A 12,154-nucleotide genomic window follows, 5' to 3' on the forward strand; every position below is an offset into this window, starting at 1 on the left:
CCGTGGCTGCTTTACAGCTTGGCGGACAACAGCGCTTCGAGTTTTTCCTGGTCCCGAGCAAACTGACGAATGCCCTCGGCCAGCTTCTCAGTCGCCATCGCGTCCTCGTTGGACTCCCAGCGGAACTGCGCTTCAGTCAGGTGAACACGGGCTTCACCGGCATGGCCTGGCGACAGCTTGCGCTCCAGCGTGCCTTCGTCAGCCGCCAGCTTCTCCAGCAGGTCCGGGCTAATGGTCAGGCGATCGCACCCGGCCAGCTCTTCGATCTGGCTGAGGTTGCGGAAGCTCGCGCCCATCACCACGGTCTTGTAGCCATTGGCCTTGTAGTAATTGTAGATGCGCGTCACCGACTGCACGCCCGGATCATCCGAACCGGTGTAGTCGTTGCCATTGGCCTTTTTGTACCAATCGTAGATACGGCCCACGAACGGCGAGATCAGGAACACACCGGCCTCTGCGCAGGCCACGGCCTGGGCGAAGGAGAACAGCAGGGTCAGGTTGGTCTGGATGCCTTCTTTTTCCAGCTGCTCGGCGGCGCGGATGCCTTCCCAGGTGGAAGCGATCTTGATCAGCACGCGGTCGCGGCCAACGCCAGCTTTGTCATACAGGTCGATCAGACGGTGTGCACGCTTGAGAATAGCGGCTTCGTCAAACGACAGGCGGGCATCCACCTCAGTGGAAATACGCCCAGGTACCACTTTGAGGATCTCTTGACCCACTGCCACCGCAAAGCGGTCGCTGGCCAGGCCCACGTCACCGTTGCAGTCTTGCACGGCCTCATCCAGCAGCTTGGCATAGGCCGCGATCGACGCAGCCTTGAGCAGCAGGGAAGGGTTGGTGGTGGCGTCTTGCGGCTTGAGCTTGGCGAGGGTGGAAAAATCGCCAGTATCGGCAACGACAGTGGTGAATTGCTTGAGTTGTTCCAGCTTGGAAGTCATGGGCGTGCTCTGTCCTATGGGTCTGATGACATTACCCGAGCGCCGGCAGGCGCTCAAGGGCGCAAATGCGTTCGATCGTTTGCGAGGGCAACAACCTGAAAACAGCCGTTTGAATGGCAGGTCTGGCTGTTTAATAGGAGGACAAAACGGTCAGCAGGTTCAACCTGATCACAAATGGCCAGACTCGATCCCTGTGGCGAGGGAGCTTGCTCCCGTTGGGCTGCGAAGCAGCCCCAAAACCGTCAAAACGTTCAACGCCCTTCCAGCAGCGCTCCCGCCTGATCCAGCAGTGCCAGCGGGTCCGGCGTCTTATGAATATCCACCGACAGCAACTGCCTGAACTTCCTCGCCCCCGGAAAACCCGTGCCCAACCCCAGCGCATGCCGGGTAATGTGGTGCATCGTCCCGCCTCCGGCCAAATGTTCGGCAATGTAAGGCCGCAACTGCGCCAGCGCCTCGGCTCGACTGATCACCGGCTGCGTGCTGCCAAACAATTGCTGATCCACCTCCGCCAGCAAATACGGATTGTGATAAGCCTCGCGCCCCAGCATTACCCCGTCAAACGTTTGCAAATGCTCATGGCACTGCTCCAGCGTCTTGATTCCACCGTTGAGAATAATCTCCAGCTCGGGGAAGTCCTGCTTCAACTGGGCCGCCACGTCATAGCGCAACGGCGGGATGTCCCGATTCTCCTTGGGCGACAACCCCTCCAGAATCGCAATCCGCGCATGCACCGTAAAACTGGTGCAGCCTGCGTCCTTCACCTGCCCGACAAAATCACACAGCTCGGCATAACTGTCCCGGCCGTTGATCCCGATGCGGTGCTTCACCGTCACCGGGATCGACACCCCATCGCGCATCGCCTTCACACAATCGGCCACCAGCGCCGGGTGAGCCATCAGGATCGCGCCGATCATGTTGTTCTGCACCCTGTCGCTGGGGCAGCCAACATTCAGGTTCACCTCGTCGTAGCCGGCCGCCTGCGCCATGCGCGCGCAGGCGGCCAGATCGGCGGGAACGCTGCCGCCCAATTGCAGGGCGAGAGGGTGTTCAGCTTCGTTGTGGCGCAGGAAGCGTTCGTGATCGCCGTGAAGGATTGCGCCGGTGGTGACCATTTCGGTGTAGAGCAGGGCGTGTTTGGAGAGCAGGCGTAGGAAGAACCGGCAGTGGCGGTCAGTCCAATCCATCATCGGCGCGACGGAGAAGCGGCGGGAAAAAGAGTGTGATGCGGTGCTGGTCGGGGACATTGGGCAATCTGAGCAGGGTAGGGCGGGGGGTGTGAGTTTATCAGGAATAAGGTATGGGATCCGTGCAGCTTTCCTGAACCAAGCCTGAGGCGTGCCCAGCTTTCTTCATTGCCTGTTAATTTGTAGGCTGCCCCAGCCCAATGGGCTGAGGGGAGGCGAGGGTGTTGTTTTCAACAAAAATTCCCGTGAAAAAAGCTAGGCGCGGTGCAATAATGGCGCCAAGCCATCACTCTATTTTTTAAAGTATTCTTGATGAAAACAACTTTTTTCGCGCAATTATTTATTGTTTCTATTGTTTCCCTGCTGGTCTGCGTTACGTTTCTCCTGATTAAAGAAATGCTCTAACGCGGCTGACGCTGTTTGTATTGTCGAATAAAAAATCTGCCCAATACAAAGACACTCCCGAGTATCAGCCCTAGAAAAGCGCCCAGGAAAACAAATTTCTTGGTGCTCTTGGTGGTATAAGTTTTTACGTCATCGAGAGTGTTAAACGCTTTTAATGTATTGCTGGCATCCAGTGTCGGCAAGTTAAGCGCTACGGCTTCGGTACTGGCAATCGCCATCGCGGATTTCAGCTGCGCAGTGGCCTGTTCTGCCGTGGTCGCAGTGGTTGATGCGATGTAAAGCACAGGTTCACCTGCACCTGATTTCGGTGGGATGTCTTTCAAGCTGACGGATTTGGCAGCCATGACGCCCATGGCGGAATAGAAAACGTCATTCTGGATGGTGCTGTACAGCTTGGTTTCCAGCGACTGTGGACTCGGTGTAGCAGGCGCGTCCTTTTCATTCACTTCTTTATAAAGGCTGTAGAGCGAAGGTTTAGTGATGTAAGTGCTGGCAGTCCACTGTTCAGGTATCGATGCAGAGAGCGCCAGTGAAGCCGCGATGCCCACTGCGGCAGCCGCGATAATAGTGATCTTGCTTTTCCACAACGCCTGAACAAGGGGGATCAAATCAATTTCATCATCGTTGGTGCGGGCTTTAGAATTCGTTGGACTGCTCACGAAAAATTCCTATATTTGCGTTCCGGAATTGTAGAGAAAAAAACACGAAACGCCCATTTAATAGTGCGATGGGTGCTGGATGCGAATAATTCGTCTTTGTTGGGTTCGGCGCGACTTTTAGGTTGAGTCGCGCAGACTTTTCACAGGATCACTCCTACAGCACCTTCGTTCAAGCGGCTCGGATTTCAATGTCCGCCCTGCATCCGTCGGGCCACCAGATACACGCCAAGCCCGACCAGCGCCGTGGCCGCCCCGATGTACCCGGTGCTCGTCCATCCCAGCCCGGCCGTGATCGCCATCCCGCCAAACCACGGGCCCAGCGCGTTGGCCAGGTTGAATGCGGCATGGTTGGATGCCGCTGCCAGGCTCGGCGCTTCATGGGCGATATCCATCAAGCGGATCTGTAACGGCGCCGCCAATGACACCATGGTGCCGACCAGCCCGATACCCAGCAACACGCCCCACAACGAGCCTGCGGCAAACGGAAAGAACACCAGCACCGCCATCGACCACACCAAAATCAGGCCCACTGCGCGAAACTGCAGGCGGTCGAACAGTTTGCCGCCAGCAATATTGCCGATGATCCCACCCACGCCAAATGCCGCGAGGCCGAAGGGGATCCATTGCGGCGAGACTTTGGTGACTTCGAGCATGGTCGGCGCCAGGTAGCTGAACACGCAGAACATCCCCGCAAAGCCGATGGCGCCAATGGCCAGCGCCATCCATACCTGCGGTTTGGTGAAGGCGCGCAGTTCCTTGCGTGGATCGCTGCGTGGTTCGTCGTGGCGGTCGGGGACGAATTGCCAGACCAGTGCAATCGTGCACAACGCGATGACGCTCACCAGCGCAAACGCCGAGCGCCAGCCCAGATATTGACCGAGGAAGGTCGCAATCGGGTTGCCCAGGAGCATCGCCAGGGTCAGTCCCATCATCACCCGTGCTACAGCGCCGGCGCGCTTGTCGTTCGGCACCATGCTCGAAGCCACCACTGCGGCAATACCGAAATAGGCACCGTGGGGCAGGCCGCTGATAAATCGAAACGCCACCAGTGAGCCGAAGGTCGGGGTGAAGGCCGTGGCCAGGTTACCCAGGGCATACAGCCCCATCAGCAACAGCAGCATATGTTTGCGCAGGAGTTTGGCGCCGAGGATCGCCAGCAGTGGGGCGCCGACCATCACACCAAGGGCGTAGGCGCTGATCGCGTGGCCGACCTGGGGTTCGCTCAGGTTGAGGTTATGGGCGATGTCGGGCATCAGGCCCATGATGGCGAACTCGCCAGTGCCGATCGCGAAGGCGCCCACGGCCATGGCAGCTTCCATTTTTGCGGCGCTGCGCGCGGGCAGCACATGCCCGGGTGTTTGCTGGATAGTCATGGGTAACTCTATTGGAATGGATTGCACGAAGGGGAGCCGTCGATGCTACGCAAGCGGCGCCGAGGGTGTCTAGAACAGCCTTTTTCGGCAGAGTTCCGCGCCTGTGACCCCAGGTCGCGCCTGCCAGGCTTGACATCGGAGCATTAAAAGCCGCGATTTAGAGCTGTCAATTGGCCAAACGGCGCATAAACGCTGTTTGCCGTGATATTCTGCGCGCCGTCTTGGTCTAGTCTTTCCTGGGTGCGTACATCCGCATACGTCCCAGCGATTGGCTGTCGCCCAGGTAGCTGAAGCCAATAATGATAAGAAGTCAGCGCAGAAGGGACATAAACAGTGAGGTCGATACGTCGGCCTTGTGTGCCCACCCTGCAGTTCTCTCGTGAATGTGCAAACCCCGCGGTGCTGCCTTGCGCAGCTGCGATGGAGGGTTGCCCATGATCAGGGGCGGTAGGGCGGATGGCGTTTTATCATAGGTGCTACTGATGTTTAAAAAAGTAAACACTGCCCTGCTGGGGCTGGCTTTGTCGCTGGGGATCAGCTCCGTTCACGCGGAAGAGGCAAAGAAAGTCGATGTGCTGCTCATTGGCGGCGGCATCATGAGTGCAACCCTGGGTGTATGGCTCAATGAGCTGGAGCCGGGCTGGTCGATGGAAATGGTCGAGCGTCTTGATGGCGTGGCCGAAGAAAGCTCCAACGGCTGGAACAACGCGGGTACCGGTCACTCGGCCCTGGCTGAGCTGAACTACACCCCGGAAGACAAGAACGGCAACGTTGAGATCCCGAAAGCGGTCGAGATCAACGAAGCGTTCCAGATCTCCCGTCAGTTCTGGGCCTGGCAGGTCCAGCAGGGCGTGCTGAAGAACCCGCGTTCGTTCATCAACACCACACCGCACATGAGCTTTGTGTGGGGCGATGACAATATCAAGTTCCTGAAAAAACGCTACGAAGCCCTGAAAGCGAGCCCGCTGTTCGCGGGCATGCAGTACTCCGAAGACCCGGCGCAGATCGCCAAGTGGGTTCCGCTGATGATGGAAGGGCGTGACCCGAACCAGAAAATCGCAGCGACCTGGAGCCCGCTGGGTACCGACATGAATTTCGGCGAGATCACTCGCCAGTTCGTCGCTCACCTGCAAACCACCCCTAAGTTCGACCTGAAACTGTCGAGCGAAGTGCAGGACATCACCAAGAACGCTGACGGTTCGTGGCGTGTGAGCTACAAAAACCTGAAAGACGGCACCAAGACCGAAACCGACGCCAAGTTCGTGTTCATCGGCGCGGGCGGCGGTGCACTGCACCTGCTGCAAAAGTCGGGCATTCCTGAAGCCAAGGAATATGCTGGCTTCCCGGTAGGCGGCTCGTTCCTGGTAACCGATAACCCAGCCGTGGCCGAGCAGCACCTGGCCAAGGCCTACGGTAAAGCGTCGGTGGGCGCACCGCCGATGTCGGTTCCGCACTTGGACACCCGCGTGCTGGATGGCAAGCGCGTGATCCTGTTTGGCCCATTCGCGACCTTCTCGACCAAGTTCCTGAAAGAAGGCTCGTACCTGGACCTGCTGACCAGCACCACCACTCACAACATCTGGCCAATGACCAAAGTCGGTATTCGTGAATACCCACTGGTCGAGTACCTTGCTGGCCAACTGATGCTGTCGGATGACGACCGCTTCAAGGCGCTGCAGGAATACTTCCCGAACGCCAAGCAATCCGACTGGCGCCTGTGGCAAGCCGGTCAGCGCGTGCAGATCATCAAGCGTGACGAAGAGCAGGGCGGCGTCCTGAAACTCGGTACCGAAGTGGTCAGCTCCGCTGACAACACCATTGCAGGCCTGTTGGGTGCATCGCCAGGCGCGTCCACCGCGGCTCCGATCATGCTGACCGTGCTGCAGAAAGTCTTCAAGGACAAGGTCGCGACCCCTGAGTGGCAGACCAAGCTGCACCAGATCGTACCGAGCTACGGCACCAAGCTGAACGACAGCCCTGAAGCGGTTGCCAAGGAATGGGCGTACACCGCCGAAATCCTGCAACTGCCGACGCCACCTGCGATTCCGCAAGGTGCTGCTCCGAAGGCCGCCGAGGCTGCCAAGCCAGCAGCTGAGCCAAGCAAGCCGGCCTCTGACCTGGCGCTGTAAGCCAAGTATCGAGTCGCTGTAAAAAGCCCGCTGAACCGGTAACGGTCAGCGGGCTTTTTTGTCCCTGGCGTTCAGACCTGGAAGTGCCTGAGCTGCTCATGCAGATGCAACGCCAGTGCATTGCTGCTATCGCACAACAAGTACAGGTGTTGTGCTGGTAGTGGAGGCAGGTCTGTTATCTGCCTGAGCCCTTCACCCATGCGGCTTTCCTCCATCAGGCCTACCGCCACGCCACTGCGAACGCAGGCCTCGACGGCGGATGAATTGGGGCTTTCCAGCAGCATCCGGTGATAAATCCCGTGATCCTTCAGTACCTGCAAGGCGGCGGCGCGATAGGGGCAGCCGGCGATGGGGACGGTGATGGGCAGCGGTGCATTCGACGGACAGCTAAAGTGCTCGGCCGCGACCCATAGCGGTTGTACGGGGCCGAGACGTTCACCCTGGGCCAGCGGGTGTGCGCTGACGGTGATGGTCAGGTCCAGGTGATTGGCCGTGAACAGGTTGAGCAACTCGCCGCTGGTGCGGGCTTCGACTTCAAGCTCCAGCAGCGGGTTGTCAGCGATCAACCGGGGTAAAAACTCCCGAATGAAGGCCGGTGCATAGGTGTCCGGTACACCCAGGCGGATCTTGCCCTGCATGCGCTGGGGCATCAGCGAGATCAGCAGGCGATCATGGCTCTTGAGGAATTCGGTGGTTTCGCCCAGCAGTTTCTTACCGTAGAGCGTCAACTCCACGCCTTGGTTGTTGCGGCTGAACAAGCGTTGGCCCACCTGATCTTCGAGCTTTTGTATCTGTGTGGTCACGGTGGACGCGCTGCGGTGCACCTGCTCGGCCGCTTCGTTGAAACGTCCAAAGCGCGCCACGGCGTGAAAGGTACGCAGCAGGTCGATATTCAGTTGTTTGGCCATGATTCCGCTTTTATGGATTGATGGTGCAGATTATTCAAATATACAGAATCATGCGTGGCCCTTAGCCTTTCAGTCAATGCGTACTGACCGGAGGCTACATGACGCGATCAACCTTAAAGCGACTGCTGTTACAGGTGGCGTTCGTACTGTCATGGAGCTCCGGTTATATCGGCGCCAAACTGGGTACGCAGGGCGGCGGGGCGTTCAATCTGTTGTTCTGGCGATTCCTGTTGGTCGCGGTGTGCCTGGGGCTGTTCCTGAACGTCAGGTTGTTGAAGGTTTCTTGGGCGCTGGTTCGCCATTACGCCGTCATTGGGTTTCTCTCACAGTTCCTGTACCTGAGTTGCCTCTACGTCGCGATCCAGAACGGCTTGCCCCCCGGCATTGCTGCGATCATCGCGGCCCTGCAGCCGTTGATGACGGCGGCGTTGTCGACCGGCAGCGCAACCGAGCGCAGTGGTGGCTGGCAGTGGGTTGGCCTGATGATCAGCTTCGTTGGCGTTTCCATTGTGATAGCCGGGCAGTACGGCAGTGGCGGGGAAGGCGTTGGTCTTGTCATTTACTTGCTGCCCTTGGCTGCGGCGCTGGGGCTGACGCTGGCGACCCTGTATGAGCGCCGTACGGTGCAAAGCCAGGACGCAGGCTTGGTCTTGCCGCTGTTCATCCAGTCGTTGCTGACCTTGATCGGCTTTACCGTCGCCGTGCTCTATACCGACACGCTGAGCATTCCCCGCGACCCAGACGTATTGATCTCAATTGTCTGGCTCACTGTGTTCTCAACCTTCGTTGCCTATTTGAGCCTCTGGATGCTGCTGCGCGTCATGACCGCGACCCACGTCGCTGCGCTGGTCTACCTGGAGCCGCCAGTAACGCTGGTGTGGGCAGCGCTGATGTTCGGCGATGTGATCCATGCCTCGACCTGCGCCGGCATTGCCGTGGTTGTCGCCGGGCTGCTGTTGGTGCGTCTGAAACGACCGACCGTCGCGTGCGCCTCTTGAGGCTTGCGGGTTCAGCAAGCTGACAGACATCACCTGTTAAAAATACCCACAGCCAAGCAGGAGCGCGGCTGTCACAACGGGGGATTTTTCGCGGTGCAAGTGTTGGGCGTCAGCGCCCGAGGGGTTTGTATGTGGCTACGTTATGCGGCATTGACGGCCATGGTCGTCGCAGCATCCGGGTGTGTGCAAGAGCGCGTCGTACATGAGCGCAGGCCGGTACAACGCGAATATGTGGAAGTCATCGCGCCGCAACCGCCGCCGGTGCAGGTGATCGAAGTCGAGCCGCCGGTGCGCTATGGCTACATTTGGTCACGCGGCTATTGGCGTTGGGAAGGCGGGCGCTATGTCGCAGTACACGGCCACTGGGAGCCGGTGCGCGAAGGTTATCGCTACGTGCATCCACATTGGGTCCAGCGCAACGACGGCTACCATTGGCAAGGCGGTGGCTGGGTTCGTTGAGCCTTGGTCAGATCGGCTTCGTCGTGCCCAGAAGCCGAACTTCACGCAATAGCGCGGCGCCGAGTTGATCGGTGCCCAGTTCCTTGTAGCCGACGGCTTTGATTTCGCCGTTCTCTTCTGCCTGGATGAGGATCACCGGGGTTTCTTTGCCGGTGGCTTCGTCGACGTGCAGGGCGTACTGCGGAATATCCAGCTTGATCGGCGTGCCTGCGGCCTGGCCTTTCACGTTGATCAGGAAGGCTGCACAGCCCGCGTCGACGTCCAGGCTGGTGGCGGAGCGACCACTGACGAAGCAGGTCTTTGGCAGGTCGGGCCAGGTGATCGATTCGGCGATCACCGTGCCGGACGCCATCGTCAAGGTAGCGAGAAGAAGCGTGCGCACGTAGGTCTTTCTCTCGATGGGGGTTGAACGCGACTTTTACCAAAGCCTGGTGGGCGTCGCAACGGCAAAGGCTCAGATCAGTCGTTTCATCCCCGCGGCCTTCGCAGCGTTCAAATCAAAGGTGGCGGTATATTCGCAGCCTGCAGCATGAGCACAGCGTTCTATCAGGCAGTCCGCGAAATCTGCTGTGCTGGAGGTGAATCGTCGCAGTGCCTGCCAGATGATCTCGGCGTGCTCGATGGTCAGTTCTCGGGTGCGTAGCAGCGTTTCGAGCACGGTCACCACATCACCCTTGGCAGACTGATAACAACTTTGCAGGACCCATACCAACTCCACCACGGACACCAGGCTGACAAAGCCTGGTGCAAAGGCGGTGAGCGACTCAATCAATTCAGATGCCTTGGGCGATTGCACGGGATCGTCCTGGGTGACATAGCGCACCAGCACATTGGTATCCAGTCCGATCATCCCGCTTTCGCCCCTTGTGCCGCGATGGCACGGTTCATCTCATCCAGCGAGACGGCCTTGGCGGGCTTTTGGATCAGGCCTTTGAGGTCCTGTACGGTTTTGCTGGCGGCAATCATGGAAAATTTGCCGTCTTCCATTTCGACAAATTCAACGCGATCGCCTGTCTCCAGGCCCAGGGCAGTTCTGACCTGGACGGGAATGGTGATTTGCCCTTTTGAAGTAAGCGTGGCGGTGGCCATAGTGAAGATCTCCATCGTGATGCTCCTTACCTTAGGGTAAGGAATTATGGAGGACAAGATCCGTTGGTCCATAGGTTGCTCTTCTGGTGTGAGTTGATCGGAACAGGTAAAAAGATAGCCCGAGTTATGCCTCGGGCACGTCCGAAAACACCCGCAAAGAGATACAACATATGACCGATCGCCAGCTCATCATACCTATTGCCATGCAGCCCATTGTCGAACGCGCCGGCTACGTGCCCGCCGTCAAGATCGGCAAGACGTTGTACTGCGCGGGGCAGGTCGGACGCACGGCGGCATTGGCGGTGATTGACGATCCAGAGGCGCAATTCATCGCCGCCTGGGAGAACCTGAGGCAGGTGCTGGAGGAGGGTGGCTGTACGTTCGAGGACGTGGTGGACATGACCACCTACCACGTCAACATGAGCGAGCACATGGCGGTTTTCCGTGACGTGAAAAACCGCCTGTTCCCGCGCGGGCATTGCGCCTGGACCACCATCGGAGTGTCCGAACTGGCACACCCCGGCCTGCTGGTGGAGATCAAATGCGTGGCAGTGCAGCGCTAGCTTACTGAACCACGCGATAGCACGGCACATACGCCGCGCCTCCCGGCAGCTTCATGCGGTGCTGGGCGACAAACGCCTGTAGCAGCTCGTCCAGTGGTTTCATGATGGCCGGGTCACCGTGGATCTCGTAGGGGCCGTTCTGCTCGATCAGGCGGATGCCCTTGTCCTTCACGTTACCCGCTACGATCCCCGAGAACGCACGGCGCAGGTTGGCGGCGAGTTCGTGGGGCGGCAGCGCGTGGCTCAGTTGCAGGCTGGCCATGTTCTCGTGGGTCGGATCGAACGGGCGCTGGAAGCCCTCGTCGATCTTCAGCAGCCAGTTGAAGTGGAACGCGTCGTTGCGCTCGCGACGGAACTGCTTCACGGCCTTGAGGCCGGCGGTCATCTGGCGCGCCACTTCGGCGGGGTCGTCGATGATGATCTGGTAGTGCGCCTGCGCCGCTTCGCCCAAGGTGGCGCCGACGAACGCGTGCAACTGCTGCAGGTACGGCGCTGCGTGTTTCGGCCCGGTGAGGATGACCGGGAACGGCAGGTCGCGGTTGTCCGGGTGCATCAGGATGCCCAGCAGGTACAGGAACTCTTCGGCCGTGCCAGCGCCGCCTGGGAAGATGATGATGCCGTGGCCCACACGCACGAAGGCTTCAAGGCGTTTTTCGATGTCCGGCAGGATCACCAGCTCATTGACGATCGGGTTCGGCGCTTCGGCAGCGATGATGCCCGGCTCGGTCAGACCCAGGTAGCGGCCTCCGGTAATGCGTTGCTTGGCGTGGGAAATGGTCGCGCCTTTCATAGGGCCTTTCATCACGCCGGGGCCGCAGCCTGTGCACACGTCGAGGCTGCGCAGGCCCAGCTCGTGGCCGACCTTCTTGGTGTATTTGTATTCTTCGGTGTTGATCGAGTGCCCGCCCCAGCACACCACGATCTTCGGCTCGACACCGGGGCGCAGCGTACGGGCGTTGCGCAGCAGGTGGAACACGTAGTCGGTGATGCCCTGGGAGTTGCTCAGGTCGATGCGCTGGCTGTCCAGTTCGTTCTCGGTGTAGACGATGTCGCGCAGTGCACTGAACAGCATTTCACGGGTGCTGGCGATCATTTCACCGTCGACGAAGGCGTCGGCGGGTGCGTTCAGCAGTTCCAGGCGTACGCCGCGGTCTTGCTGGTGGATGCGTACTTCAAAGTCTTTGTAGGCGTCGAGGATGGTCTTGGCGTTATCGATATGCGCGCCGGTGTTGAGGATCGCCAGGGCGCACTGGCGGAACAGGGTGTAGATGCTGCCGGTACCGGCTTCGCTCAGTTGCTGGACTTCACGTTGGGACAGGGTTTCGAGGCTGCCCTTGGGGCTGACGGAGGCATTGATGACATGACGTTGGGGCATTCTGATTCCTTGAAAGCGCAGCCACCGCACCCGCAAGGGGCCGCGATGGCTTGAGAATGATGGGCGCCGAA

At 59.2% G+C, this 12,154-nt stretch carries 13 protein-coding genes; 4 read left to right on the forward strand and 9 right to left on the reverse strand.

Annotated elements, in window-relative coordinates; all coding sequences use genetic code 11:
* Positions 1-11 precede the first annotated feature (11 nt).
* The 4 genes from tal to HX812_RS15240 form a co-directional block, all read right to left on the reverse strand.
* The gene (gene tal, locus HX812_RS15225) at positions 12-938 is read right to left on the reverse strand and encodes a transaldolase (protein WP_038850362.1); all 927 of its coding nucleotides are present in this window, start codon (positions 936-938) and stop codon (positions 12-14) included.
* Between the two features lie 251 nt (positions 939-1,189).
* On the reverse strand, positions 1,190-2,185 hold the full coding sequence (gene dusA, locus HX812_RS15230; RefSeq protein ID WP_038850363.1) for a tRNA dihydrouridine(20/20a) synthase DusA: 996 nt from the start codon (positions 2,183-2,185) through the stop codon (positions 1,190-1,192).
* 341 nt (positions 2,186-2,526) lie between these two features.
* Positions 2,527-3,189 carry a Wzz/FepE/Etk N-terminal domain-containing protein gene (locus tag HX812_RS15235; RefSeq protein ID WP_038850364.1) on the reverse strand — a complete coding sequence of 221 codons (663 nt, stop codon included), beginning with the start codon at positions 3,187-3,189 and terminating at the stop codon, positions 2,527-2,529.
* Between the two features lie 185 nt (positions 3,190-3,374).
* A complete protein-coding gene (locus HX812_RS15240) occupies positions 3,375-4,562 on the reverse strand; it encodes an MFS transporter (protein ID WP_038850365.1) in 1,188 nt (395 codons plus the stop codon).
* A 482-nt stretch (positions 4,563-5,044) separates the two neighbouring features.
* On the opposite strand from HX812_RS15240, the gene mqo reads away from it, so the two are divergent.
* Complete coding sequence (mqo, locus tag HX812_RS15245) at positions 5,045-6,691, forward strand: malate dehydrogenase (quinone) (RefSeq protein WP_038850366.1); 1,647 nt, start codon at positions 5,045-5,047, stop codon at positions 6,689-6,691.
* A gap of 71 nt (positions 6,692-6,762) precedes the next feature.
* On the opposite strand, the gene HX812_RS15250 is transcribed toward mqo, so the two are convergent.
* Positions 6,763-7,599 carry a LysR family transcriptional regulator gene (locus HX812_RS15250; protein ID WP_038850367.1) on the reverse strand — a complete coding sequence of 279 codons (837 nt, stop codon included), beginning with the start codon at positions 7,597-7,599 and terminating at the stop codon, positions 6,763-6,765.
* A 98-nt stretch (positions 7,600-7,697) separates the two neighbouring features.
* Here HX812_RS15250 and HX812_RS15255 point away from each other — a divergent pair, with 98 nt between their 5' ends.
* Both HX812_RS15255 and HX812_RS15260 read left to right on the forward strand, forming a co-directional pair.
* On the forward strand, positions 7,698-8,597 hold the full coding sequence (locus tag HX812_RS15255) for a DMT family transporter (RefSeq protein ID WP_038850368.1): 900 nt from the start codon (positions 7,698-7,700) through the stop codon (positions 8,595-8,597).
* 129 nt (positions 8,598-8,726) lie between these two features.
* Positions 8,727-9,056, forward strand: coding sequence for a YXWGXW repeat-containing protein (locus HX812_RS15260; protein WP_033902551.1), 330 nt, complete (start codon positions 8,727-8,729; stop codon positions 9,054-9,056).
* A 7-nt stretch (positions 9,057-9,063) separates the two neighbouring features.
* Here HX812_RS15260 and HX812_RS15265 read toward each other — a convergent pair whose 3' ends face one another.
* The 3 genes from HX812_RS15265 to HX812_RS15275 form a co-directional block, all read right to left on the reverse strand.
* Positions 9,064-9,438 (reverse strand): hypothetical protein, encoded by a 375-nt coding sequence (locus HX812_RS15265; RefSeq protein WP_370590802.1) that lies wholly within the window; start codon positions 9,436-9,438, stop codon positions 9,064-9,066.
* 72 nt (positions 9,439-9,510) lie between these two features.
* Positions 9,511-9,906 (reverse strand): PIN domain-containing protein, encoded by a 396-nt coding sequence (locus HX812_RS15270; RefSeq protein WP_038850369.1) that lies wholly within the window; start codon positions 9,904-9,906, stop codon positions 9,511-9,513.
* A complete protein-coding gene (locus HX812_RS15275) occupies positions 9,903-10,160 on the reverse strand; it encodes an AbrB/MazE/SpoVT family DNA-binding domain-containing protein (protein WP_038850370.1) in 258 nt (85 codons plus the stop codon). The genes HX812_RS15270 and HX812_RS15275 overlap by 4 nt, the downstream gene beginning before the upstream one ends.
* A gap of 155 nt (positions 10,161-10,315) precedes the next feature.
* Between HX812_RS15275 and HX812_RS15280 the strand changes: the two genes are divergently transcribed.
* Positions 10,316-10,708 carry a RidA family protein gene (locus tag HX812_RS15280; RefSeq protein ID WP_038850371.1) on the forward strand — a complete coding sequence of 131 codons (393 nt, stop codon included), beginning with the start codon at positions 10,316-10,318 and terminating at the stop codon, positions 10,706-10,708.
* Position 10,709: 1 nt separating this feature from the next.
* On the opposite strand, the gene ppnN is transcribed toward HX812_RS15280, so the two are convergent.
* Entirely contained in the window at positions 10,710-12,083 is a 1,374-nt protein-coding gene (ppnN, locus tag HX812_RS15285; protein ID WP_038850372.1) for a nucleotide 5'-monophosphate nucleosidase PpnN, read from the reverse strand.
* Between the last annotated feature and the right edge of the window lie 71 nt (positions 12,084-12,154).

The organism is Pseudomonas sp. IPO3749 (assembly GCF_013386605.1).
GTDB lineage: Bacteria > Pseudomonadota > Gammaproteobacteria > Pseudomonadales > Pseudomonadaceae > Aquipseudomonas > Aquipseudomonas azotoformans_A.

What these genes read in the sequence shown, in the direction of transcription:
- HX812_RS15275 (WP_038850370.1), bottom strand. Translation starts at nt 10,160, where the DNA reads ATGGAGATCTTCACTATGGCCACCGCCACGCTTACTTCAAAAGGGCAA.
- HX812_RS15270 (WP_038850369.1), bottom strand. Translation starts at nt 9,906, where the DNA reads ATGATCGGACTGGATACCAATGTGCTGGTGCGCTATGTCACCCAGGAC.
- HX812_RS15250 (WP_038850367.1), bottom strand. Translation starts at nt 7,599, where the DNA reads ATGGCCAAACAACTGAATATCGACCTGCTGCGTACCTTTCACGCCGTG.
- tal (WP_038850362.1), bottom strand. Translation starts at nt 938, where the DNA reads ATGACTTCCAAGCTGGAACAACTCAAGCAATTCACCACTGTCGTTGCC.
- HX812_RS15240 (WP_038850365.1), bottom strand. Translation starts at nt 4,562, where the DNA reads ATGACTATCCAGCAAACACCCGGGCATGTGCTGCCCGCGCGCAGCGCC.
- ppnN (WP_038850372.1), bottom strand. Translation starts at nt 12,083, where the DNA reads ATGCCCCAACGTCATGTCATCAATGCCTCCGTCAGCCCCAAGGGCAGC.
- HX812_RS15280 (WP_038850371.1), top strand. Translation starts at nt 10,316, where the DNA reads ATGACCGATCGCCAGCTCATCATACCTATTGCCATGCAGCCCATTGTC.
- HX812_RS15260 (WP_033902551.1), top strand. Translation starts at nt 8,727, where the DNA reads ATGTGGCTACGTTATGCGGCATTGACGGCCATGGTCGTCGCAGCATCC.
- mqo (WP_038850366.1), top strand. Translation starts at nt 5,045, where the DNA reads ATGTTTAAAAAAGTAAACACTGCCCTGCTGGGGCTGGCTTTGTCGCTG.
- dusA (WP_038850363.1), bottom strand. Translation starts at nt 2,185, where the DNA reads ATGTCCCCGACCAGCACCGCATCACACTCTTTTTCCCGCCGCTTCTCC.
- HX812_RS15255 (WP_038850368.1), top strand. Translation starts at nt 7,698, where the DNA reads ATGACGCGATCAACCTTAAAGCGACTGCTGTTACAGGTGGCGTTCGTA.